Genomic DNA, 24,369 nt, shown 5'->3' with positions numbered 1-24,369 from the left:
GAGTTCAGGCTCCCTTCACGGCGGTGCGGACGAGGACGACCGAGCCGCGGGCACCGGGGAGGGCGCCCTTGATGAGGAGCAGCGAGTTCTCGGCATCCACCGCGTGGACGGTGAGGTTGAGGGTCGTCTGGCGCACGTTGCCCATGCGGCCGGCCATGCGGAGGCCCTTGAAGACGCGGCCCGGGGTGGCGCAGGCACCGATGGAACCGGGCTTGCGGTGGTTCTTGTGCGCACCGTGGGAGGCACCGACGCCGGAGAAGCCGTGACGCTTCATGACACCGGCGAAGCCCTTGCCCTTGGTGGTGCCGACGATGTCGATCTTCTGACCGGCCTCGAAGGTCTCCACGGAGAGCTCCTGGCCCAGCTCGTACGACTCGGCGTCGGCGGTGCGGACCTCGACGAGGTGGCGGCGGGGGGTCACGCCGGCCTTCTCGAAGTGTCCGGTGAGCGGCTTGTTGACCTTGCGGGGGTCGATCTGGCCGTAGCCGATCTGGACGGCGGTGTAGCCGTCGGTCTCGGCGTTGCGCAGCTGGGTGACGACGTTGGAGTCGGCCTTAACGACAGTGACGGGGATGAGCTTGTTGTTCTCGTCCCAGACCTGGGTCATGCCGAGCTTCGTGCCCAGCAGGCCCTTCACATTGCGGGTTGCGGTCATAGTTCTCTCAGCACCTCCCTCTTAGAGCTTGATTTCGATGTTGACGTCTGCCGGCAGGTCGAGGCGCATGAGCGAGTCGACGGCCTTGGGCGTCGGGTCGATGATGTCGATCAGCCGCTTGTGCGTGCGCATCTCGAAGTGCTCGCGGCTGTCCTTGTACTTGTGCGGAGAGCGGATCACGCAGTACACGTTCTTCTCCGTGGGCAGCGGAACGGGGCCCACCACCGTCGCGCCTGCGCGCGTGACCGTCTCAACGATCTTCCGAGCCGAAGTGTCGATGACCTCGTGGTCATACGACTTCAGCCGGATGCGGATCTTCTGTCCCGCCATATCGCCTGACTCGCTTTCGTCGTCTCTAACACTGCACTGTTCTGTTGGCTGTGGCTGCCGAGGCATTCAAGGTCGCGACCACCACAGGCCGCATTGCCTGAATCCGGATTCCCGGGTTCCTCAGACAACCGGCCCTCTCCGACCCCCGCGGTCGGGCGTGTCGCGCCGCTGGCGCACACAAGCCCCTAGCCTTGTTCGCGAAGGTGGGTCATATTTGGGCTCCGACTTGGACCCTGCACCCGGCATTATCCGGGTCGGGACGCGACGGGGCGCTTGAACAACCCTTCAAGTGTGCCAGAGATCTGGCCGCGGCGCCAATCGAGGCCGCGGCGGTCCGCGGTCAAGGCGTCCGCTACTCCTCGCGGTTCGCGCGGCGGATCCGGCGGTACCGCTCGATCTCGCTCTTGAAGTTCTTCCGGATCCAGAAGTATCCGGCCACGACCGCGACGACGAGCGCAAGCACGACGATCCAGTTCACGGCAGGCCTTTCCCTCAGACTCCCCTACCGTAGCAGGGTGCCTCGGGGGCGCCGGGCCAGCCACCAGACGGCGCCGGCAATGATCGCGAGGCCGAGGACGGCCAGGAGCGCATAGACGTAGGCCCGCACCGACCAGAGCACGCACGCTACTACCCCCAGCGATCCCCAGACGGTGAAGCGGCGTTCGTTGAGCACGAGCCCCGCCAGTGTGAGCACCGCAAAGGCCACGAGCAGCCAGACCTGCTCGGCGTTGTCGCCCGAGAACAGGGTCGAGATCCCCGTCAGGCTCAGCAGGGCCGCCGAGCCCTCGAGCCAGAGCCTGCCGAACACAGTCGAGCGGCGCACGTAGTAGCGCAGGAGTGCCACAAGCGCGGTGAGCACGACGTACCACTGGGCGAGCCAGAATCCGCTCACCTCAACAGCTTCGGCGAAGACCGCACGCTGCACGGCTCCCGCAACGAGCACGGCTCCTGCCTCGGCTCCGAGCCGACGGTGCCGGCGCGGCAGCTCCGCGACAACGACCGCGACGAGGGCAACGGCGAGGTACGGCAGGACGACGGCGGCGGGCGGCTCCCAGCAGGCCGCAGCCGAGACGGCGAGCGCGACGCCCGCCATCCCTGCGATCGCCCACCGGCGCCTCGGCTCAGCCTCGATCCGGGCGAGTGCCTGGACGCGCGTGCCCATTGTGCCGGGCCAGCGGCCGGACCACCTCAGGGCGAGGGCGATCGCCGCGGGGACGAGCGTGCCGACCGTGGTCTGCGCAGGGACCTGCCACGTGCTGGAGAGGTTCAGGAGGTCCCGGGCGATATCCACTCCGGCGGCCAGTGCCAGGAGGACGCCGAGGGGGAACGTGGAGGCGACGACGGCTCGCGCGCGCCAGACGTACCCTGCAACGATGAGGACGGCGGCGCAGGACGCGAGTGCGACGCCGAGGACCCACGACCGTTCTGGAGCCGCAGCCGCGACCGAGGACGCGGCGAAGGCCGCGGCGCCCGCCGTCCACGCCCACGGCCACCGCTCGCCGGCGCGGCCTCCGGCCGGCTCCCACCGGACCATCCCGGCGACATGGACTGCGGCGCCGGCAACGAGGAGTAGCGTGACGGCCTGGCCGGTCAGCGGCGGAGCAGCGAGGATCTGTGCCGGGTCGAACCGGAACAGCGGACCGAGGGCCACGACGCCGAGCAGGAGGCCCGCGACGCCCACGTAGCCGGCGGCGGGCCGCCCCCTGAGCGTCGCCACAGCGCTCACGACGACGAGGATCGCCTCAAGCAGCACGACCCACCTGCCGCCCTCCGGGCCCTGGCGGGCGAAGGCGAGGTACCCGAGCGGCAGCACGAGCTGGCTTGCGAGGCCCGTCCAGTAGGCGGCTTCCTGGAACGGAAGTGCGCCGACAGAAGGCGAGAGGAGCCTGCGGACCGGGTGCTGGGCGGCAAGGGCCGCGGCGAGCGCCACGCTCACCCACGTGTCCGACGCCGTGGCGTCCTGGGCGACGAGCACCGCGAGCACCAGGGGCAGCGCGCGGGCGGCGACCAGGTGTGCCCCCTTGGAGGCTGGCTGGGGGGCCAGGAAGACCATGGCGGCCGAGTACACCGCGAAGAGGCCTACGAGCACCTCGAGCATCCTCAGGTCGCGTGAGGCCGAGAGGGCTGTCAGGATCAACGCCGCGGGGGCGAAAGCGACGGCCGCGGGCCGCAGCCGCAGCACCAGGCCCGCGATGGCAGCCGAGGAAGCGAACGCCACGACGAGGAAGGCGCCGAGCGGGCGGAGCGAGTCCGCCGACCCGGAGGCGTAGTCAATCTCCGACGCGGCGGAGACCGTGGGAAGCGCCACGAGGGCCAGGACGACCGTGGCGTCGTCCAGGGTCCAGGGCAGGATTCCCCCGAAGCGTCGGCCCCGCAGCTCGAACACGAGCGGCACGGCGATCTGGGCGAGGACGACCACGGCGAACACGTCCGAGCCCGTCACGGGCTGACCGAGCACCGACGGATGCCAGCCGTCCTGCACGAGCTCGCGGAACATGCCCAGCGCCAGGGCCGTCCCGGCGGCGCGGGCCAGCCAGATGTACACCCAGCGGACCAGCCGGACCGACGAGCGCCATGCGGAGAGGCCCAGAGCAGCAGTGAGGAGCACGAGGACGGCGTTGGAGAGGCGCCCCTCGCCGAAGACGAGCGCCTCGAAGGCAAGGAGTGCGAGGAGCACCCCCGGCGCCACCTCCCCCACGGCGGAGCGCGAGCCGGACGGCCGCGCGAGGAACTGTCCCGCCCAGAGGGCCGCGGCCCCTGCGCACAGAACGATGACAGCTGGGCCGAACAGCGGCGAGACGGCGCTGCCCGGTCCCGCGGACGAGGGGTCGGCGAGCCCCACGACGGCCACGGACAGGATGCCCAGGGCAAGGAGCGTCCAGACCATCGGGGCGCGGAGGAACTCCGCGCGGCGCGCGGCACCGAGCACACCGGTGATAGCCAGCTGGAGCGCGACGGCGACGGTGAGGGCCAGCGCCGTGGCTGCGGCACGGCTGCCGGGGCGGAACGAGTCGGGCAGTGCCGCCGAGACGACGGCAGGGACGACGAAGAGGGAAACCGCCCGGGCAGCCGCCGCGAAGTGGGGCCGTTGCCAGTCCAGACTCGATCCGACCGCCGCGACGGGCGGCCAGACCGCGCGAGCGGTGAAGTAGAGCAGCCCCTCGACGGCGAGGAAGGCCAGCGGCCAGCGGCCCAGGTCCATGACAGTGAGGACAGCGAATGCGACGACTGGGAGCCAGTCTGCGTGGCCGCCCCAACGCCAGGCGGTGAACTGTGCCGTGAGGGCGAACACGGCCACCGCCACGACCAGCGATCCTCTCGCCGCGGGCACAGCAGCGGCCGAGACTCCGGCCACCAGGAGGGCCTGGACGAACACTGCGGCGGCCTGCTCCACCAGCACAGCACGCCGGGACAGTCCGAGCCCCTCCTCGCGCCGCCGTCCCAGGACGGCGGAGGCAAGGGTCCCGAGGGCCAGGACGAGGACCGCGGCAAGGGCCGCCGCCGAGCGCTCGGTGGGGCCGAGAGACGGCACTCCCGCGTCCACCGCCTGCGCTGCCCACACCGCGGCGGCGAGCACCGCCGTCGCGCGCCCGCCCCACCATTCAAGACGGCGCACGCCCGCCGCCCCGGGAAGGAAGGACGTCACGACAAGATAGAGGCTCATCGCCGCAACCAGGGCGGGGTACTGCCACCGGTCCAGCGTCCCGGCCGTGAGCGTGGCGGCCACGAAGGTCGTGGGAACAACATAGGGGTGCAGCCACGCCACCGGACGCAGGAACAGGGGCGGCACCCACCGGGGCTCGAGCACGGCGACCAGGGTAAGGAGCGCGGCCACGCCGATGAGCCCCGCATAGTCGGCTGCGAGGGCGCCGCTGAGTTCCTCGGTACCGGACCACGAGGCCGAGAACACGAAGGTCAGGCTCAGGAACACGAGCACGCGGCTCTCAAGCCGCAGCGCGGCGAAGCCGAACGCGATGAGCCCGACGATGCTCGTGATGAGCCACGAGAGGTTGGGGCGGTGCAGGACGACGATGTCGAGGCCGAGGCCCGCGACCGGCAGCAGCGCCAGGCCCGTTCCAGCAAAGGCGACGGCGGCCGGCCGGAGCCTCGGGAATCGCGCGTGGACCACGAGGCCGGCCGCGTAGAACAGCGCGGTGACGCCGACGAGACCGGTCAGCCGCACGCCGTCGTCCACCCCGCTGTTCGTCAGGAACAGCGCGGCCGCCGCGACGATGAGGAGGGCGGCAAGGTAGAGCGAGATGTTGGCGCTCTGGATCCCGCGCCGCTCCCTGCGACGAGCGGCCTCCTGCGCCTGCTCCTCCGCCGACTTCAGGGGAACCTGCCCACCCCAGGGAAGGGACGGCACCGCCCGGGGCGGCGCAGGCATGAACGGCGGAGCCGGAGGGCCAGTCACGACTGCCGCCGGCGCGGGGACCACTGCCGCCGGCGCGGGGACCACTGCCGCCGGCGCGGGGACTGGACCCGGAACGGAGGCCTGCCGCGTGGAACGAACGGCGCCAGCGGCCCGCGCGGCGAGGACCCCCGGCTCCCCCGCCCGCTCGGCCACAGGAACGCCGAGGGCCTGCATGGCATCGTCCCAGCCGACGCGATGCCCGACGAGGAACCCGGACCGATGGCCCTCGAGGTAGCCCTCGTCGTGACCCGCCGCGTACCCGGCGTCGAACTCGGAACCGCCGTCCTGCCCCGCTGGCCTCACGTCCACGACACTCCGCCTCCGCTGTGTGGGCCGCTGGACCGGCCATTACTCCATTGACTGGAATTACAGTAACGGCCAGCGGGCTCCTCCCGATAGAGCACAAAGAACCCCGCTGCGTGTGCAGCGGGGTTCTTTGGGATCAGGCCCAGACCATCAGGTCCGGGGCCAGCAGCTCCGGGGGGAGACTACTTGATGATCTTGGTCACGCGGCCCGAGCCAACGGTGCGGCCACCCTCACGGATAGCGAAGCCGAGGCCCTCCTCCATGGCGATGGGCTGGATGAGCTGGACGGTCATCTCAGTGTTGTCGCCGGGCATGACCATCTCAGTGCCCTCGGGGAGGGTGATGACGCCGGTCACGTCCGTGGTGCGGAAGTAGAACTGCGGACGGTAGTTCGAGTAGAACGGGTTGTGACGGCCGCCCTCGTCCTTGGAGAGGATGTAGACGTTCGCCTCGAAGTCGGTGTGCGGGGTGATGGAACCCGGCTTCACGACGACCTGGCCACGCTCGACGTCCTCGCGCTTGATGCCGCGGAGCAGGAGGCCACAGTTCTCGCCGGCCCACGCCTCGTCGAGCTGCTTGTGGAACATCTCGATACCAGTGACCGTGGTCTTCTGGATCGGGCGGATGCCGACGATCTCGACCTCGGAGTTGAGGGCGAGGGTACCGCGCTCGGCGCGGCCGGTGACGACCGTGCCACGACCGGTGATCGTGAAGACGTCCTCGATCGGCATGAGGAAGGGCTTGTCGCGGTCACGAACCGGGTCCGGAACGTTCTCGTCGACGGCCTCCATGAGCTCCTCGACCGACTTGACCCACTTGGGATCGCCCTCGAGAGCCTTGAGGCCCGAGACGCGGATCACCGGGGCGTTGTCGCCGTCGAAGCCCTGCGAGGAGAGGAGCTCGCGCACCTCCATCTCGACGAGGTCGAGGAGTTCCTCGTCCTCGACCATGTCGGCCTTGTTCAGCGCCACGAGCAGGTAGGGGACACCGACCTGGCGGGCGAGCAGAACGTGCTCGCGGGTCTGGGCCATCGGGCCGTCAGTCGCAGCAACCACGAGGATGGCGCCGTCCATCTGCGCCGCACCCGTGATCATGTTCTTGATGTAGTCAGCGTGGCCCGGAGCGTCGACGTGAGCGTAGTGGCGCTTCTCCGTCTGGTACTCGATGTGGGAGATGTTGATGGTGATGCCGCGCTGGCGCTCCTCCGGAGCGGAGTCGATCTGCGCGAAGTCACGCTGCTCGTTGAGATCGGGGTACTTGTCAGCAAGCACCTTCGAGATGGCAGCAGTCAGCGTCGTCTTGCCGTGGTCAACGTGGCCGATGGTGCCGATGTTGACGTGCGGCTTAGTCCGCTCGAACTTTGCCTTCGCCACTTGTTCCTCCTAGAACTGATTCAGAAGACTGCTCCCAGCCGCGACTGTCGCAGCTGAAACTCTCGCAAGTCTACTGTGGGCTGTGTTTTTTCGTGAAATCACGCGGGAGCTGCTCCCCCGCGCGGAGGGCGACCCGCCGCCGTCGTGTGCTGCTCTCCGGGAGGAAGAGCACTCGCGACGGCGGCGAGCCGCTGTCCAGAACTACTCGCCGCGCGACTTCTGGATGATCTCGTCAGCGACGGCCTTCGGAACCTCGGAGTAGCTGTCGAACTGCATCGAGTAGACAGCGCGTCCCTGGGTCTTCGAGCGAAGGTCGCCGATGTAGCCGAACATCTCGGACAGCGGCACGAGTGCGCGGATGACCTTGACGCCGACAGCGTCCTCCATGGCCTGGATCTGGCCACGGCGGGAGTTCAGGTCGCCGATGACGTCGCCCATGTACTCCTCGGGCGTACGGACCTCGACGGCCATGAGCGGTTCGAGGAGCACCGGGTTGGCGCGGCGTGCGCCCTCCTTGAACACCTGCGAACCGGCGATCTTGAACGCCATCTCCGAGGAGTCGACGTCGTGGTAGGCGCCATCCGTGAGCGACGCCTTCACGCCGACCATCGGGTAGCCGGCCAGGATGCCGAACTGCATGGCGTCCTGGATGCCCGCGTCCACGCTCGGGATGTACTCGCGCGGGACGCGGCCACCGGTGACGGCGTTCACGAACTCGTAGAACGTGCCCTCCGACGTGTCGAGCGGCTCGAACGTCACCTGCACCTTCGCGAACTGGCCGGAACCGCCAGTCTGCTTCTTGTGCGTGTAGTCGACCTTCTCGACCTTCTTCTTGATGGTCTCGCGGTAGGCCACCTGCGGCTTGCCCACGTTGGCCTCGACCTTGAACTCGCGGCGCATGCGGTCCACCAGGATGTCCAGGTGGAGCTCGCCCATGCCGCCGATCTCGGTCTGGCCGGTCTCCTCGTTGAGGGAGACGGTGAACGTCGGGTCCTCAGCGGAGAGCTTCTGGATGGCGGTGGAGAGCTTCTCCTGGTCGCCCTTGGTCTTCGGCTCGATGGCCACGAAGATCACGGGCTCGGGGAAGGTCATCGACTCGAGCACGATCGGGTTGTTGATATCGCAGAGCGTATCGCCGGTCGTGGTGTCCTTGAGGCCGATCACCGCGTAGATGTGGCCGGCGTGGACCTCATCGACGGGGTTCTCCTTGTTGGCGTGCATCTGGAAGAGCTTCCCGATGCGCTCCTTCTTGCCCTTGGTCGAGTTCAGGACCTGGATGCCCGAGGTCGCCTTGCCCGAGTAGACGCGGATGAAGTTGAGCTGGCCGAAGAACGGGTGCGCAGCGATCTTGAACGCCAGCGCCGAGAACGGCTCGTCCTCGCTCGGCTTGCGCGACAGCTCGATCGACTCGTCCTTGGGGTCGTGGCCGATCATGGCCGGGACGTCCAGTGGGGACGGGAGGTAGTCGATGACGGCGTCCAGCATCGGCTGCACACCGCGGTTCTTGAACGCGGAGCCACAGAAGACCGGGTAGATCTCGGAGTTCACCGTGAGCTTGCGGATGCCCGCCTTGAGCTCCTCGACGGTGAGCTCCTCACCCTCGAGGTACTTCTCCATGAGCTCCTCGGACGCCTCAGCGACGGCCTCGACGAGCTCGTGGCGGTACTGCTCGGCCTTCTCCTGAAGGTCGGCGGGGATGTCCTGCGTCTCGTAGGAGGCGCCCATGGTCACGTCGCCCTTGGCGTCGCCCGGCCACACGAGGGCCTTCATGGTCAGCAGGTCGACGACGCCGACGAAGTCGTTCTCGGCACCGATCGGCAGCTGCATCACGAGCGGCTTCGCGCCGAGGCGCTTCACGATCGTGTCCACGGTGAAGTAGAAGTCAGCGCCGAGCTTGTCCATCTTGTTGACGAAGCAGATGCGCGGAACGTCGTACTTGTCCGCCTGGCGCCACACCGTCTCCGACTGCGGCTCCACACCCTCCTTGCCGTCGAAGACCGCAACGGCGCCGTCGAGCACACGCAGGGAGCGCTCGACCTCGACCGTGAAGTCCACGTGGCCAGGGGTGTCGATGATGTTGATCTGGTTCTTGTTCCAGAAGCAGGTCACGGCGGCAGACGTGATCGTGATGCCGCGCTCCTTCTCCTGCTCCATCCAGTCAGTCGTCGAAGCGCCGTCGTGCGTCTCGCCGAGCTTGTGGTTCACACCCGTGTAGAACAGGATGCGCTCCGTAGTAGTGGTCTTGCCGGCATCGATGTGCGCCATGATGCCGATGTTTCGGACCTTGCTGAGGTCGGTAAGCACGTCGAGTGCCACGGTGTCTCCCTGTTTGTCCCTGATTGGCTGCGCATTCGCCGCCGGCCCTTGTGGGGCCGGCGGCAAACCCTGGTTCTACCAGCGGTAGTGTGCGAAGGCCTTGTTCGACTCGGCCATCTTGTGGGTGTCCTCGCGGCGCTTCACCGCGGCACCGAGGCCGTTCGAAGCGTCGAGGATCTCGTTCTGGAGACGCTCGGTCATCGTCTTCTCGCGGCGGGCCTTGGAGTAGCCCACGAGCCAGCGCAGGGCCAGCGCGGTGGCGCGGCCCGGCTTGACCTCGACCGGAACCTGGTAGGTGGCGCCGCCGACGCGGCGCGAGCGAACCTCAAGGGTCGGACGGACGTTGTCCATGGCCTTCTTGAGGGCGGCGACGGGATCGCCGCCCGTCTTCTGGCGGGCACCCTCGAGGGCGCCGTAGACGATGCGCTCGGCGGTCGACTTCTTGCCGTCCACGAGGACCTTGTTGATGAGCTGCGTCACGAGCGGCGAGCCGTAGACCGGGTCGACGACGAGAGGACGCTTCGGGGCAGGACCCTTACGAGGCATTACTTCTTCTCCTTCTTGGCGCCGTAGCGGCTGCGGGCCTGCTGGCGGTTCTTGACACCCTGGGTGTCAAGGGCGCCGCGGACGATCTTGTAGCGGACACCCGGAAGGTCCTTCACACGGCCGCCGCGGACGAGCACGATCGAGTGCTCCTGGAGGTTGTGGCCCACACCCGGGATGTAGGCCGTGACCTCGACGCCGCCGTTGAGGCGGACGCGCGCGACCTTGCGGAGCGCGGAGTTCGGCTTCTTCGGGGTCGTGGTGTACACACGGGTGCACACGCCACGACGCATGGGGCTGCCCTTGAGGGCAGGGGCCTTGGTCTTGGAGACCTTCGGCGTGCGGCCCTTGCGGACCAGCTGCTGAATAGTAGGCACTTTCGCTCCGTCTTCGTACTTGCGTACTTTGTACTTGCGTACTCGGTTTGGAATTCCGCCCACGTGACCCCTGGAGCGGGGCTCGGTAGACGCTGTCGGTTGCTTCACACTTCCGCGGACAACCGACCGTAGGCGTGCAAAAGTGTGGCATTCGTTGCGCACCAACCCCGCAACCCGGAAACAGGCCCCGTCGCTCCCAGCGCCTGCGCACCCGGTCTGACGGCCTTCATCCACTGCCACACAGAAACAATCGAAGAAAGCTTATCACGACGGCGCGCGGGCACCGAATCGCCGGCACCCTCCCTGCGCGAGGGGTGCGCACACGCCGGCGGCCGGCTCCCCGCGGTGGGGAGCCGGCCGCCGTCGTGCGGGCCGGACGCCTGGTCAGGCCAGGGCGTCAGCCTCTGCGCCGGCTCAGCGGTAGTCGCCGCCGAGGTCGTAGTCGTCCAGCGGGATTGCGTGGAACTCCTGCGCCCCGTCGCCGTTCAGCGGATCGTACGCGAAGTCGCTGAACGCGCTCGGACCGGTGAAGAGCGTCGCCTTGGCCTCCTCGGTGGGCTCCACGGTGATGTCCGTGTACCGCGGAAGGCCGGTGCCGGCAGGGATGAGCTTGCCGATGATGACGTTCTCCTTGAGGCCCAGCAGCGGGTCGCTCTTGCCCTCCATGGCGGCCTGCGTGAGCACGCGGGTCGTCTCCTGGAAGGACGCGGCCGAGAGCCAGGACTCCGTGGCGAGCGACGCCTTGGTGATGCCCATGAGCTCGGGACGGCCGGAGGCCGGCTTCTTGCCCTCGGACACCACGCGGCGGTTCTCGTCGCGGTAGCGGCGGCCTTCGGCGAGCTCGCCGGGGAGCAGGTCGGTGTCGCCGGACTCGATCACCGTGACGCGGCGCAGCATCTGGCGGACGATGACTTCCACGTGCTTGTCGTGGATGCCGATGCCCTGGCTGCGGTACACGCCCTGGACCTCGTCGACGAGGAACTTCTGCGCCTCGCGCGGACCCTGGATGCGCAGGACCTGCTTCGGATCGACCGGGCCGTTGACGAGCTTCTGCCCGACCTCGACGTGCTCGCCGTCCTCGACCAGCAGGCGCGAACGCCGGGAGACCGGGTAGGCGATCTCCTCGGTGCCGTCGTCCGGGGTGAGGACCAGGCGGAGCTGCTTCTCGGTGTCCTCGATCGCGATGCGGCCGGCGGCCTCCGAGATCGGGGCCACACCCTTGGGGGTGCGGGCCTCGAAGAGCTCCTGGATACGCGGCAGACCCTGGGTGATGTCCTCGCCGCCGGACGCCGAGACGGCGCCACCGGTGTGGAACGTACGCATGGTCAGCTGGGTGCCGGGCTCGCCGATGGACTGGGCTGCGATGATGCCGACGGCCTCGCCGATGTCCACGAGCTTGCCGGACGCGAGCGAGCGGCCGTAGCACTTCGCGCAGGTCCCGACGGCGGACTCGCACGTGAGGACCGAGCGGACCCGGATCTCGGTGATGCCCTTGGTGATGAGCTGGTTGATCAGCACATCGCCGAGGTCGGCCCCGGCCTCCGCGAGGACGTTGCCCTCCGAGTCCGTGACATCCACCGCGAGCGTGCGGGTGTACGCCGTGTTCTCGACGTTCTCCTCGCGCATGAGCTCGCCGTTGTGGTCCGGCACGGCGATCGTGACCATGAGGCCGCGCTCGGTGGCGCAGTCCTCCTCGCGCACGATCACATCCTGCGAGACGTCGACGAGACGACGCGTCAGGTAGCCCGAGTTGGCGGTACGGAGAGCCGTATCGGCCAGACCCTTGCGGGCGCCGTGCGTGGCGATGAAGTACTCGAGCACCGACAGGCCCTCACGGTACGAGGACTTGATCGGGCGCGGGATGATCTCGCCCTTCGGGTTGGCCACGAGGCCGCGGATACCGGCGATCTGGCGGACCTGCATCCAGTTGCCTCGAGCACCGGAGGAAACCATGCGGTTGATGGTGTTCATCTTCGGCATGGACTCGCGCATGACCGACGCGATCTCGTTGGTCGCCTTGTCCCAGATCTCGATGAGCTCCGAGCGGCGCTCCTCGTCGTCGATCAGACCACGGTCGTACTGGCTCTGGATCTTCGCGGCGCGGTCCTCGTAGCCGGCCAGGATGGCAGGCTTCTCCTCCGGCACGGCGATGTCCGAGATGGCGACCGTGACACCCGAGCGCGTGGCCCAGTGGAAGCCGGCGTCCTTGAGGTTGTCCAGCGTCGCCGCGACCACGACCTTCGGGTACCGCTCGGCGAGATCGTTGACGATCTTGGAGAGCTGGCCCTTGTCCGCGACAGCCTCGACCCACGGGTAGTCCTCGGGCAGGGTCTGGTTGAAGACGACCTGGCCGAGCGACGTGGCGATGAGCGCCGGCGTGCCGGGCTCCCAGCCCTCAGGGGCCGGACGGTCCTTCGACGGCACGAAGCCGTCGAGGCGGATCTTCACCTGGGCGTTGAGGTGCAGCTCGCGGGCATCGTGCGCCATGATCGCCTCCGCCACGGAGGAGAACACGCGGCCCTCGCCGACGGCGCCCTCACGCTTGGTGGTGAGGTGGTACAGGCCGATGATCATGTCCTGCGACGGCAGGGTGACCGGGCGGCCGTCCGACGGCTTGAGGATGTTGTTCGAGGAGAGCATGAGGATGCGCGCCTCCGCCTGGGCCTCGGGGCTCAGGGGAAGGTGCACGGCCATCTGGTCGCCGTCGAAGTCGGCGTTGAACGCCGCGCAGACGAGCGGGTGCAGCTGGATCGCCTTGCCCTCGACGAGCTGCGGCTCGAACGCCTGGATGCCGAGGCGGTGCAGGGTAGGTGCACGGTTGAGCAGCACCGGGTGCTCGGTGATGATCTCCTCGAGCACGTCCCACACCTGCGGGCGGTAGCGCTCCACCATCCGCTTGGCGCTCTTGATGTTCTGCGCGTGGTTGAGGTCCACGAGCCGCTTCATGACGAACGGCTTGAACAGCTCGAGCGCCATCTGCTTGGGCAGGCCGCACTGGTGCAGCTTCAGCTGCGGGCCGACGACGATGACCGAACGGCCCGAGTAGTCGACGCGCTTGCCGAGCAGGTTCTGGCGGAACCGGCCCTGCTTGCCCTTGAGCATGTCCGAGAGCGACTTGAGCGGGCGGTTGCCGGGGCCCGTGACCGGGCGGCCGCGGCGGCCGTTGTCGAACAGCGAGTCCACAGCCTCCTGCAGCATGCGCTTCTCGTTGTTGACGATGATCTCCGGCGCACCGAGGTCAAGCAGGCGCTTGAGGCGGTTGTTGCGGTTGATCACGCGGCGGTACAGGTCGTTCAGGTCGGAGGTCGCGAAGCGGCCGCCATCCAGCTGGACCATCGGGCGCAGCTCCGGCGGGATCACCGGGACGGCGTCGAGGACCATGCCCTGCGGCTTGTTGTCCGTGGTCAGGAACGCGTTGACGACCTTGAGGCGCTTGAGCGCACGGGTCTTCCGCTGGCCCTTGCCGTTCTGGATGATGTCGCGGAGCGACTCCGCCTCACCCTCCAGGTCGAACGTCTCGAGGCGCTTCTGGATCGCCTCGGCGCCCATGGAGCCCTCGAAGTACATGCCGTAGCGGTCGCGCAGCTCGCGGTAGAGCGCCTCGTCACCCTCGAGGTCGGCGACCTTGAGGTTCTTGAAGCGGTCCCAGACGGACTCGAGCCGCTCGATGTCCGCATCCGCGCGCTTGCGGATCGTGGCCATCGTCTTGTCGGCGAGGTCGCGGGCCTTCTTCTTGTCCGCGGCCTTGGCGCCCTCGCCCTCGAGCTTCGCGAGCTCCTCCTCGAGGTCCCGCGCGACCGCGGCGATGTCGGAGTCGCGGTTGTCCACGAGGCGCTTGCGCTCGAGGTCATGCTCGGCCTGGAGGTTGGGCAGCTGCTCGTGGCGGCGCTCCTCGTCGACCTTGGTGATCATGTACGCCGCGAAGTAGATGACCTTCTCGAGGTCCTTCGGGGCGAGGTCGAGCAGGTACCCGAGGCGCGAGGGGACGCCCTTGAAGTACCAGATGTGCGTGACGGGCGCGGCGAGCTCGATGTGGCCCATGCGCTCGCGGCGGACCTTGGCGCGGGTCACCTCGACACCGCAGCGCTCGCAGATGATGCCCTTGAAGCGCACGCGCTTGTACTTGCCGCAGTAGCACTCCCAGTCACGGGACGGGCCGAAGATCTTCTCGCAGAAGAGGCCGTCCTTCTCGGGCTTGAGCGTGCGGTAGTTGATGGTTTCCGGCTTCTTGACCTCGCCGTGCGACCAGGCGCGGATGTCATCCGCGGTCGCGAGGCCGATCTGCATGAGGCCGAAGGAGGATTCGCTGGACAATATGGTCCCTTATCTCTCGTGTCTGGAAAGTCTTGTGCTGCCGATGCGGCGGAGGATCAGACCTCTTCGACGGAGCTGGGCTCGTCGCGGGACAGGTCGATGCCCAGTTCCTCCGCGGCAGTGAAGACTGCATCGTCGGCGTCGCGCATCTCGATCGTCTGGCCGTCGGCGGAGAGGACCTCCACGTTCAGGCACAGCGACTGCATTTCCTTGATGAGGACCTTGAAGGACTCGGGGACGCCCGGCTCGGGGATGTTCTCGCCCTTGACGATCGCCTCGTAGACCTTGACACGGCCGTGGATGTCGTCCGACTTGATCGTCAGCAGCTCCTGGAGCGTGTACGCCGCGCCGTAGGCCTCGAGCGCCCACACCTCCATCTCGCCGAAGCGCTGGCCGCCGAACTGCGCCTTACCACCGAGCGGCTGCTGGGTGATCATCGAGTACGGGCCGGTGGAGCGGGCGTGGATCTTGTCGTCCACGAGGTGGTGGAGCTTCAGGATGTACATGTAGCCCACCGAGACCGGGTCCGGGAACGGCTCGCCGGAGCGGCCGTCGAACAGCTGGGCCTTGCCGGAGGAGCCGATGAGGCGCTCTCCGTCGCGGGTGACGTTGGTGGAGTCGAGCAGCCCGGAGATCTCCTCCTCGCGGGCACCGTCGAACACCGGCGTGGCCAGGTTCTGGTTCGGGCCGACTTCGCGGGGCATGTTGGGCAGGCCCTTCATCCACTCCGGATCGCCCTCGACCTTCCAGCCGGTCTTGGCGATCCAGCCGAGGTGGAGCTCGAGCACCTGGCCGACGTTCATGCGGCCCGGAACGCCGAGCGGGTTGAGGACGACGTCGACCGGGGTCCCGTCGGGGAGGAACGGCATGTCCTCGACCGGCAGGATCTTCGAGATGACGCCCTTGTTGCCGTGGCGGCCGGCGAGCTTGTCGCCGTCGGTGATCTTGCGCTTGGCGGCCACGTAGACGCGGACGAGCTGGTTGACGCCCGGGGGCAGCTCGTCGTCGTTGTCACGGTCGAACACGCGCACGCCGATCACGGTGCCGGACTCGCCGTGCGGGACCTTGAGGGACGTGTCGCGGACCTCGCGGGACTTCTCGCCGAAGATCGCGCGCAGGAGGCGCTCCTCCGGGGTCAGCTCGGTCTCGCCCTTAGGGGTGACCTTGCCGACGAGGATGTCGCCTGCCTCGACCTCGGCGCCGATGTGGATGATGCCGCGCTCATCGAGCTGCGCGAGCACCTCCTCGGACACGTTGGGGATGTCGCGGGTGATCTCCTCGGCGCCCAGCTTCGTGTCGCGGGCATCGATCTCGTGCTCCTCGATGTGGATCGAGGACAGGACGTCCTCGGCCACGATCCGCTGGGAGAGGATGATCGCGTCCTCGAAGTTGTGGCCCTCCCACGACATGAAGGCAACGAGGAGGTTCCGGCCGAGGGCGAGCTCGCCCTGGTCGGTGGCCGGACCGTCGGCGATGATGCCGCCGACCTCGAGCCGGTCGCCCTCGTTCACGAGCACGCGGTGGTTGTAGCAGTTGCCCTGGTTGGACCGGGCGAACTTGCCGATGCGGTAGTTCGTCTCGGTGCCGTCGTCGTTGAGCATCACCACGAGGTCCGCGGAGACCTCGGTGACGACGCCCGCCTTCTTGGCCACGACGACGTCGCCCGCGTCGACGGCCGCCGCACGCTCCATGCCGGTGCCGACGAACGGCGCCTCCGAGCGGACGAGCGGCACTGCCTGGCGCTGCATGTTCGCACCCATGAGGGCGCGGTTGGCGTCGTCGTGCTCGAGGAACGGGATGAGGGCGGTCGCGACCGACACCATCTGGCGCGGGGAGACGTCCATGTACTCGACCTCGTCGGCCGGGACGAGCGTGGGCTCGCCGCCACCGCCGCGCTGGCGGACCAGGACCATCTCCTCGGCGAAGGAGCCGTCCTCGTTCAGGGGAGAGTTCGCCTGGGCGATCTGGACCTCGGCCTCGTCGTCCGCCGTGAGGTAGTCCACGGCGTCGGAGACGATGCCGTTGGTCACCTTGCGGTACGGGGTCTCGATGAAGCCGAACGGGTTGATGCGCCCGTAGGAGGCGAGCGAGCCGATCAGGCCGATGTTCGGGCCTTCAGGGGTCTCAATGGGGCACATGCGGCCGTAGTGCGACGGGTGGACGTCGCGGACCTCCATGCCGGCGCGGTCACGGGAGAGGCCGCCGGGGCCCAGCGCCGAGAGGCGGCGCTTGTGGGTCAGGCCCGAGAGCGGGTTGTTCTGGTCCATGAACTGCGAGAGCTGGGAGGTTCCGAAGAACTCCTTGATCGCAGCGACCACCGGGCGGATGTTGATGAGCGTCTGCGGCGTGATGGCCTCGACGTCCTGGGTGGTCATGCGCTCGCGCACCACGCGCTCCATGCGGGACAGGCCCGTGCGGACCTGGTTCTCGATGAGCTCGCCGACGGCGCGGATGCGGCGGTTGCCGAAGTGGTCGATGTCGTCGACCTCGACGCGCACGTCGACCTCGGCGCCGTCACGGGTGCCCTTGATCGACTTCTCGCCGGCGTGCAGCGCGACGAGGAACTTGATCATGGCGACGATGTCCTCGATGTGGAGGATCGACGCCTCGGGGTCCGAGAGCGGGCGGTCGATGCCGAGCTTGCGGTTGATCTTGTAGCGGCCGACCTTCGCCAGGTCGTAGCGCTTCGGGTTGAAGTACAGGTTGTCCAGGAGGGCCTGCGCGGCGTCGACCGTCGGCGGCTCGCCCGGGCGGAGCTTGCGGTAGATGTCGAGGAGGGCGTCCTCACGGGTCTCCGTGGTGTCCTTCTCGAGAGTCGCGCGCATCGAGTCGTACTCGCCGAACTCCTCGAGGATCTGGCCCTCGGTCCAGCCGAGCGCCTTGAGCAGCACGGTGACGGACTGCTTGCGCTTGCGGTCGAGGCGGACACCGACCTGGTCGCGCTTGTCGATCTCGAGCTCGAACCACGCGCCGCGGGACGGGATGATCTTCGCCGTGAAGATGTCCTTGTCGCTGGTCTTGTCGGCGGTGCGCTCGAAGTAGGCGCCCGGGGAGCGGACCAGCTGGGAGACCACGACGCGCTCGGTGCCGTTGACCACGAACGTGCCCTTGTCGGTCATGAGCGGGAAGTCGCCCATGAACACGGTCTGCTGCTTGATCTCACCCGTGTTGTTGTTCATGAACTCGGCCTTGACGTACAGCGGGGCCGAGTAGGTGGCGTCGCGGTCCTTGCACTCCGCCATGGTGAACTTCGGGTCGGCGAACTCCGGATCGGAGAAGCTCAGGGACATGGTGCCCTGGAAGTCCTCGATCGGGGAGATCTCCTCGAAGATGTCGGAGAGGCCGGAGGTGGTGGCGACGCTGTCGTCCCCCTCGGCCTGTGCCTTCGCCACGCGGGCCTGCCAGCGCTCGTTCCCGACGAGCCAGTCGAAGCTCTCGGTCTGGAGGGCGAGGAGATTCGGAACATCCAGCGGTTCGTGAATCTTGGCGAATGAGAGCCGACGGGTTGCGCCGTCGCTGGTAGCGGTTTGGGTTTCAGAGGTGCTCGAGGCGACCAAGAGGGATCCTTCCACAGACCTTCAGGATTGTCCGCACCCTCCCCCGACGAGGCATGATCCACCGAACCGTGTTCAGTTGGGGCGGGTCAGCCGGCCCGAGAGCCCACCGCTATATGAAGGCACCGCAGTCGTTAAAAGGGAGAACGCAAAGAACTACCATACCCCATGGAGGCGCGCGTGTCTACCGCAGACTCCGCTCGTGGTCAAGTGCCCCCCTGTGACAAGGACCGCACGAGGATCGTTGCGGCAACACTGTACACCCGGGCGCCAGTTCCAATGCGCCGCGCTCGCTGTAGCCTGATTCACAGGAGCGCAGACACGCGCAGACCGCGAGGAAACATGGGCAAGAACGAAGAACGAGGAGACTGCTGTGGGCACCACCGCTGAGAACAACGACGACGTTGTGATCCTGTCCGCCGCGCGCACCCCGCAGGGACGCCTCAACGGGCAGCTGGTCACCTTCACTGCCGTGGACCTGGGGGCGCACGCCATCACCGCCGCACTCAAGCAGGCCGGGGTGGGTGCGGACGCGGTCGACGCCGTGATCATGGGCCAGGTCCTGCAGGCCGGGGCCGGCCAGAATCCGGCCCGCCAGAGCGCGATTGCCGCGGGCGTGGGCTGGAACGTGCCGTGCGTGACGATCAACAAGGTGTGCCTCTCGGGCCTCACGGCCGTGATCGACGCCGCCCGCCTCATCCGCGCCGGCGACGCCACCGTCGTGGTCGCGGGCGGCCAGGAATCCATGTCCCGGGCGCCGCACGTGCTGCCCGGCTCGCGCCAGGGCTGGACCTACGGGACGGTCGGCGCCCTCGACGTGGCGGCCCACGACGGCCTGACCGATGCCTTCGACGGGCAGTCGATGGGTCTGTCCACCGAGTCGCGGAACCTCACGCTCGGCATCGACCGCAAGTCGCAGGACGAGGTGGCCGCGGCCTCCCACGTGCGCGCGGCGATCGCGCAGAAGGAAGGCGTCTTCGACGACGAGATCGCGCCGATCCAGGTCAAGCAGCGCAAGGGCGATCCGATCACCCTCACCCAGGACGAGGGCGTCCGCCCCGGCACCTCGGTCGAGACGCTCGCGCCCCTGCGCCCGGCCTTCGCCACGGACGGGACCATCACGGCGGGCAACTCCTCTCCCCTGTCCGACGGCGCGGCGGCACTCGTGCTGACCTCGCGCGCCTACGCCCAGGAGCACGGGCTGTCCTGGCTCGCCGTGGTCGGCAAGCCGGGGCAGGTCGCCGGCCCGGACAACTCGCTGCACTCCCAGCCCTCGCATGCCATCCAGAAGGCGCTCGCCCGCGCCGGTTGGACCACGGCCGACCTGGACTTCATCGAGATCAACGAGGCCTTCGGATCCGTTGCCGTGCAGTCCCTCAAGGACCTCGACTACCCGCTCGAGAAGTGCAACCTCCACGGCGGCGCGATCGCGCTCGGCCACCCGATCGGCGCCTCGGGCGCGCGCCTCGCGGGCCACGCCGCCCACGAGCTCGCGCGGCGCGGCTCCGGCAAGGCGGCCGTCTCCCTGTGCGGCGGCGGGGGCCAGGGCGAGGCGCTCCTCCTCTACCGGGACTGAGCCGTGGCCCGCGAGGAGGTGGCGCACGACGGCGCGGCGCCGGGTACCGCTCGAGGCGAGGGGCCGGCGTCGACCGCCCCCGAGAGCGGAGCGGCCGGTTCCGCGGAGGACGGCCATGTGCGGTTCCTCGAGGACGCCGCGGCGAGGGGCGTCTCCGTCGAGGTCGTGGAGCGGGGCCGTGCCCGCAGCCTCGAGGAGGCCGCCGCGAACCTCGGCATCGAGCCGCGGGAGATCGTGAAGTCACTCGTGGTGAAGCACCCCGACGGCTCCTTCCTGTTCGCCCTCATCCCCGGCGACCGGCAGATCTCCTGGCCCAAGCTGCGCCGGCTGCTGGGGGTCAACCGGCTCTCGATGCCGGCCGCCGACGTGGCGCTCGCAGCCACGGGGTACGAGCGCGGGACGATCACCCCGCTCGGCTCCACCACGGCGTGGCCCGTGTGGGCGGACGCGTCGATCAGGGGCCGGATATCGCTCGGGGCGGGCGCCCACGGCCTCAGCGCGTTCGTCGACTCGGGGGAGCTCTTCGACGCACTCGCGGCCACCGTGGAGGACATCAGCGACCCCGCCTGAGCGCATCTGACGCCCGGGCGAACTGTCTGTGAACGATTCCTTTCACAGGGCGTGTCGCGTCGCTGCGGCCATCGCAGGCGGCTTAGCGTGTCGCGATAGCGGCGCTGCACCCCGCCGCGCGACACCCCTAGATGAGGAGCCCTGTGAGCACGCCCCTGAACCCTGCCCTCTCCCGCCGTTCCGTCCTCACCGGCGCCCTCGTCGGGGGCACCCTGGCGCTGGGCGCGCTGCCCGCTGAGGCGAGCAGCGGCAAGACCTACCGCCTCACCGTGATCGGCACCGCGGACCTCCACTCCAACGTCCTGAACTGGGACTACTTCAAGAACGCGGACTACGCCGACAAGGCGGGGAACAAGATCGGGCTGGCCCAGGCGGCCACCCTCATCCGCGCGGTCCGCGACGAGCGCGGGACGGAGAACACCATCACCCTCGATGCCGGCGACACGATCCAGGGCACTCCTCTGGCCTACTACTTCGCCAAGATCCAGCCGGCCGTGGGCGGCGCGGTGCACCCGATGGCCGCCGCCATGAACGCGGTCGGCTACGACGCCGTGACCCTGGGCAACCACGAGTTCAACTACGGCATCCCGCTCCTGCGCTCGTGGGAGTCCCAGCTCGACTTCCCGCTCCTCGGCGCCAACGTCCACGACCACGCCACCTCCGAGCACGCGTTCAAGCCGTTCGTGATCAAGAAGGTCCTCACCAACAACGGCACGGTCCGGGTGGGCCTCGTCGGCTTCGTCACGCCGGGGTGCGCCATCTGGGACCGCGCCAACGTCGAGGGGCGCCTCGACTTCAACGGCATCGTCGAGGAGGCCAAGGCCGTCATCCCGCAGATGCACGCCGCCGGGGCGGACGTCGTCGTCGTCTCGTGCCACTCCGGCATGGTGCCCGGGTCCTCCTACGGTGACGCCCTCCCCTTCCCCGAGAACGCGTCCCAGCAGCTCGCCGAGGAGGTACCGGGCATCGACGCGATCCTCGTGGGCCACGCACACTCCGAGATTCCCCAGCGGTTCGTCACGAACAAGGCCACCGGGAAGCAGGTGCTGCTCTCGGAGCCCAAGTACTGGGGCATGCGCGTGACCGTCATGGACCTCGACCTGCAGAAGGTCTCCGGCACCTGGACCGTCTCCTCGGCGAGCGCGGCGCTCCTGGACGCCAAGACCGCCGCGCCCGACGCCGCCGTCGTGCGCGCCGTGGACGCCGCCCACCAGCGCGTCGTGCAGTACGTGAACCAGGTGATCGGCACTTCGACCGCGCCCCTGAAGACCGCAACCGGCTGCTGGGAGGACGTGGCCGCGATCGACGCGATCAACTACATCCAGGCGCACACCATCAAGGGCGAGCTCGCCGGGACCCCTGCGGCGGGACTGCCGGTGCTCTCGATCGCGGCGGCGTTCTCGCGCGGCGTCGACGTGCCGGCCGGTCCGCTGACGGTGCGCGACGTGGCGGGCCTGTACATCTACGACAACACGCTCCTGTCCATCAAGGTCACGGGAGCGCAGGTCAAGGACTACCTCGAGTGGTCGGCCCAGTACTACAGGACGGTGACCACGACCACGGTGGCCGCGGCGGACCTGACCAACGCTGTGACCGCGCTCGCGCCCTCCGGGACGCCGGACTACAACTACGACGTCGTGTTCGGCCTCGACGCGCCGCTCACCTACACGATCGACGTGGCCCAGCCCGTCGGGTCCCGGATCGTCGGGCTCTCCTACGGCGGCGCTCCGATCGACCCGGCCCAGGAGTTCGCCATGGCCATCAACAACTACCGCCAGAGCGGCGGCGGCAACTTCCCCCACGTGAAGACCGCGCCGGTCCTGACCAACAGCCAGCAGGAGATCCGCCAGCGGATCATCGACTACGTGACGCAGACCGGGGTCCTGGACGCCTCGCTGTTCGCGCACGTGGACTGGTCGCTCACCGCCAACGGCGCACCGCTGACCGTCGTGTGACTCCGGGTGGCCTCGGAGCGCCACCCGCCGGAGGCCGTGACACGAAGGGCCCGCAGTCCGTGAAGACTGCGGGCCCTTCGATCCGGAGCCGGGCTCCGGGAGAAGCTGGAGAGCTTACTTGAGGGTGACCGTGGCGCCGGCGGCCTCGAGGACCTCCTTGGCCTTCTCGGCGGCCTCCTTGTTCGCGCCCTCGAGGACGGCCTTCGGAGCGCCGTCGACGAGGTCCTTGGCCTCCTTCAGGCCGAGCGACGTGAGGGAGCGGACCTCCTTGATGACCGCGATCTTCTTGTCGCCAGCGGCCTCGAGGATGACGTCGAACGAGTCCTTCTCCTCCTCGACGGCGGCCTCGCCGGCACCGCCGGCCGGGCCTGCGACGGCGACCGCAGCAGCGGTGACCTCGAAGACCTCCTCGAACTTCTTCACGAACTCGGAGAGCTCGATGATGGTGAGCTCCTTGAAGGCCTCGATCAGCTCGTCCTGGGTGAGCTTCGCCATGGTTGGCGTCCTTTCGCTAGGTGGCGCTCCGCCGGATGTTCGCGGCGGTGCACCGGAGTATGTGGTGGGGAAGAGAGTCAGTTCTCTTCGGCGGGCGCCTCGGCGGCCTCAGCGGCGGGAGCGTCGGCGGCAGCCGGAGCGCCACCCTCCTCCTCGAGCTTGAGACGCAGGGCGTCGATGATGCGCGCAGCCGCGGCCATGGGCGCCTTGAGGACGCCGGCAACCTTGGCGAGCTGCAGCTCGCGGGACTCCAGGGCCGCCAGAGCGGCGACCTCGTTCGCGTCGAGCGCCTTGCCCTCGAAGAAGCCCGTCTTGATGATGAGCTGCTTGTTGTCCTTGGCAAAGTCGGTCAGGCTCTTGGCGGCCGCGACGGCGTCACCCTTGATGAACGCGATCGCGGTGGGGCCGGCGAGCTGGCCGTCGAACGCGTCGACACCCGCTTCCTTGGCAGCGATGGCGGTCAGGGAGTTCTTGACGACCGAGAACTTGTTCTCGGTGCCGAGCGAACGACGCAGCTGCTTGAGCTGGGCGACGGAGAGCCCACGGTATTCGGTCAGGACTGCAGCGCTCGACTCCTGGAAATCCTTGGTGATCTCCTCGACAGCTGCCACCTTGGTAGGCGTTGCCATAACCCTCCTTCCGGGGAACAGTGCCGGTGGGGGCGGCCCCTGAAATGCAAGAACGCCCCGCGCAGATGCACGGGGCGTGGCGTTCGGGGCTCATGGCCGCGAGCGGTTCGCTCGGTTCACCTGCGCAGGCCGCCCCGGTGTCGGGGACCTTCGGTGGAGATGCGCACCGCTTCTCGGCACACAGCATCCAACGACCGGCGGTCTTTGGTCCTTCTACTGTACGGGACGGCGCCGGGCAGGCAAAATCGGGTGGCGCACGACGCCGGCCGCTCGCCTCCCGCTCGCCTACCTGGCGCAGTCCCGTATTGGAAGCCGTAGCTATTCCCTGGTTTGCTGCTCTCGCGCGGTTCGCCTTGAGCATGAACGGTTGCCGTCACCTTGGGCGTCGTTGGAGTGTTCATGGGTGACTGCATCGATCGCGCACTTGAGCGACCCGCACATCAGGGACGGCTTGCTCGCTCCTGCCCCGGCCGCCGGCCTGCACCAGGCATTGGGACGTGTTCTCACCCTGGACCCGCAGCCGGACTGTGTGGTGATCACCGGTGATCTCGTCGATCAGGGGCGTCCGGAGGAGTACCGGGCACTGCGGGAGCTGATCGAACGCTTCCCGCTGCCCTTGCACCTGCTGGCCGGAAACCACGACGGTCGAAAGTGGCTCCTGGCGGAGTTCGGAGCCTCTCCGTTCATGGGCGGCTCAGAACGGGCCTACTACAGCGTGGACTACCCCTCATTCACGGTCATCGCCTTGGACTCGAAGATGCAGGGTTCCCCGGCAGGCCAACTGGGCGGCCAACAGCTTGCCTGGCTGGACACGGTCCTCGCCCGCAGGCCGCAGACCCCGGCCATCGTCTGCCTGCACCATCCCCCTATCGACGTCGGGATCCCCTTCCTGGATGGGATGAGACTCTTCGACGGCCAAGACCTGGCCAGTGTCCTCGGCCGCCACAGCAATGTCGCGCGTG

At 68.4% G+C, this 24,369-nt stretch carries 16 protein-coding genes; 4 read left to right on the top strand and 12 right to left on the bottom strand.

What is annotated here, in order from left to right; translation table 11 throughout:
* Positions 1-4: 4 nt before the first annotated feature.
* The 10 genes from rplC to rpoB form a co-directional block, all read right to left on the bottom strand.
* Complete coding sequence (gene rplC / locus IE231_RS05890; RefSeq protein WP_189693024.1) at positions 5-655, bottom strand: 50S ribosomal protein L3; 651 nt, start codon at positions 653-655, stop codon at positions 5-7.
* Between the two features lie 21 nt (positions 656-676).
* Positions 677-985 (bottom strand): 30S ribosomal protein S10, encoded by a 309-nt coding sequence (rpsJ, locus tag IE231_RS05885; RefSeq protein WP_043119398.1) that lies wholly within the window; start codon positions 983-985, stop codon positions 677-679.
* A gap of 352 nt (positions 986-1,337) precedes the next feature.
* On the bottom strand, positions 1,338-1,463 hold the full coding sequence (locus IE231_RS18420) for a hypothetical protein (RefSeq protein WP_255429961.1): 126 nt from the start codon (positions 1,461-1,463) through the stop codon (positions 1,338-1,340).
* 24 nt (positions 1,464-1,487) lie between these two features.
* Entirely contained in the window at positions 1,488-5,708 is a 4,221-nt protein-coding gene (locus tag IE231_RS05880; RefSeq protein WP_189693023.1) for a hypothetical protein, read from the bottom strand.
* Positions 5,709-5,887: 179 nt separating this feature from the next.
* Positions 5,888-7,078, bottom strand: a complete 1,191-nt coding sequence (gene tuf, locus IE231_RS05875) for an elongation factor Tu (protein WP_189693022.1) — start codon at positions 7,076-7,078, stop codon at positions 5,888-5,890.
* A gap of 201 nt (positions 7,079-7,279) precedes the next feature.
* Entirely contained in the window at positions 7,280-9,394 is a 2,115-nt protein-coding gene (gene fusA / locus IE231_RS05870; RefSeq protein ID WP_189693021.1) for an elongation factor G, read from the bottom strand.
* Between the two features lie 75 nt (positions 9,395-9,469).
* Positions 9,470-9,940 (bottom strand): 30S ribosomal protein S7, encoded by a 471-nt coding sequence (rpsG, locus tag IE231_RS05865; RefSeq protein ID WP_077490634.1) that lies wholly within the window; start codon positions 9,938-9,940, stop codon positions 9,470-9,472.
* Positions 9,940-10,314, bottom strand: coding sequence for a 30S ribosomal protein S12 (gene rpsL / locus IE231_RS05860; RefSeq protein WP_043119407.1), 375 nt, complete (start codon positions 10,312-10,314; stop codon positions 9,940-9,942). Before rpsL ends, rpsG begins: the two co-directional genes overlap by 1 nt.
* Before the next feature lie 414 nt (positions 10,315-10,728).
* Positions 10,729-14,628 carry a DNA-directed RNA polymerase subunit beta' gene (locus IE231_RS05855; protein WP_189693020.1) on the bottom strand — a complete coding sequence of 1,300 codons (3,900 nt, stop codon included), beginning with the start codon at positions 14,626-14,628 and terminating at the stop codon, positions 10,729-10,731.
* A gap of 56 nt (positions 14,629-14,684) precedes the next feature.
* A complete protein-coding gene (gene rpoB / locus IE231_RS05850) occupies positions 14,685-18,185 on the bottom strand; it encodes a DNA-directed RNA polymerase subunit beta (protein ID WP_189693019.1) in 3,501 nt (1,166 codons plus the stop codon).
* 370 nt (positions 18,186-18,555) lie between these two features.
* Here rpoB and IE231_RS05845 point away from each other — a divergent pair, with 370 nt between their 5' ends.
* The 3 genes from IE231_RS05845 (at position 18,556) to IE231_RS05835 (ending at position 22,283) form a co-directional block, all read left to right on the top strand.
* Positions 18,556-19,758, top strand: coding sequence for an acetyl-CoA C-acetyltransferase (locus IE231_RS05845; RefSeq protein WP_189693018.1), 1,203 nt, complete (start codon positions 18,556-18,558; stop codon positions 19,756-19,758).
* A 117-nt stretch (positions 19,759-19,875) separates the two neighbouring features.
* On the top strand, positions 19,876-20,328 hold the full coding sequence (locus tag IE231_RS05840) for an aminoacyl-tRNA deacylase (RefSeq protein WP_229866560.1): 453 nt from the start codon (positions 19,876-19,878) through the stop codon (positions 20,326-20,328).
* Positions 20,329-20,471: 143 nt separating this feature from the next.
* Positions 20,472-22,283 carry a bifunctional metallophosphatase/5'-nucleotidase gene (locus tag IE231_RS05835; RefSeq protein ID WP_229866533.1) on the top strand — a complete coding sequence of 604 codons (1,812 nt, stop codon included), beginning with the start codon at positions 20,472-20,474 and terminating at the stop codon, positions 22,281-22,283.
* Between the two features lie 114 nt (positions 22,284-22,397).
* Here the strand turns inward: IE231_RS05835 and rplL are convergent, their stop codons facing one another.
* A complete protein-coding gene (gene rplL, locus IE231_RS05830) occupies positions 22,398-22,778 on the bottom strand; it encodes a 50S ribosomal protein L7/L12 (protein WP_189693016.1) in 381 nt (126 codons plus the stop codon).
* A gap of 77 nt (positions 22,779-22,855) precedes the next feature.
* Entirely contained in the window at positions 22,856-23,407 is a 552-nt protein-coding gene (rplJ, locus tag IE231_RS05825; RefSeq protein WP_189693015.1) for a 50S ribosomal protein L10, read from the bottom strand.
* A gap of 403 nt (positions 23,408-23,810) precedes the next feature.
* On the opposite strand from rplJ, the gene IE231_RS05820 reads away from it, so the two are divergent.
* A partial coding sequence (locus IE231_RS05820; protein ID WP_189693014.1) for a metallophosphoesterase occupies positions 23,811-24,369 on the top strand: 559 nt, incomplete at its 3' end.

The organism is Sinomonas cellulolyticus (assembly GCF_014656475.1).
Taxonomy (GTDB): Bacteria; Actinomycetota; Actinomycetes; order Actinomycetales; family Micrococcaceae; genus Sinomonas; species Sinomonas cellulolyticus.
This window is presented reverse-complemented; position numbering and strand designations above follow the sequence as displayed.

Coding starts and splice junctions, on each gene's coding strand:
- rplJ (WP_189693015.1), bottom strand. CDS start 23,407: ATGGCAACGCCTACCAAGGTGGCAGCTGTCGAGGAGATCACCAAGGAT.
- rpsJ (WP_043119398.1), bottom strand. CDS start 985: ATGGCGGGACAGAAGATCCGCATCCGGCTGAAGTCGTATGACCACGAG.
- rpsG (WP_077490634.1), bottom strand. CDS start 9,940: ATGCCTCGTAAGGGTCCTGCCCCGAAGCGTCCTCTCGTCGTCGACCCG.
- rplL (WP_189693016.1), bottom strand. CDS start 22,778: ATGGCGAAGCTCACCCAGGACGAGCTGATCGAGGCCTTCAAGGAGCTC.
- rplC (WP_189693024.1), bottom strand. CDS start 655: ATGACCGCAACCCGCAATGTGAAGGGCCTGCTGGGCACGAAGCTCGGC.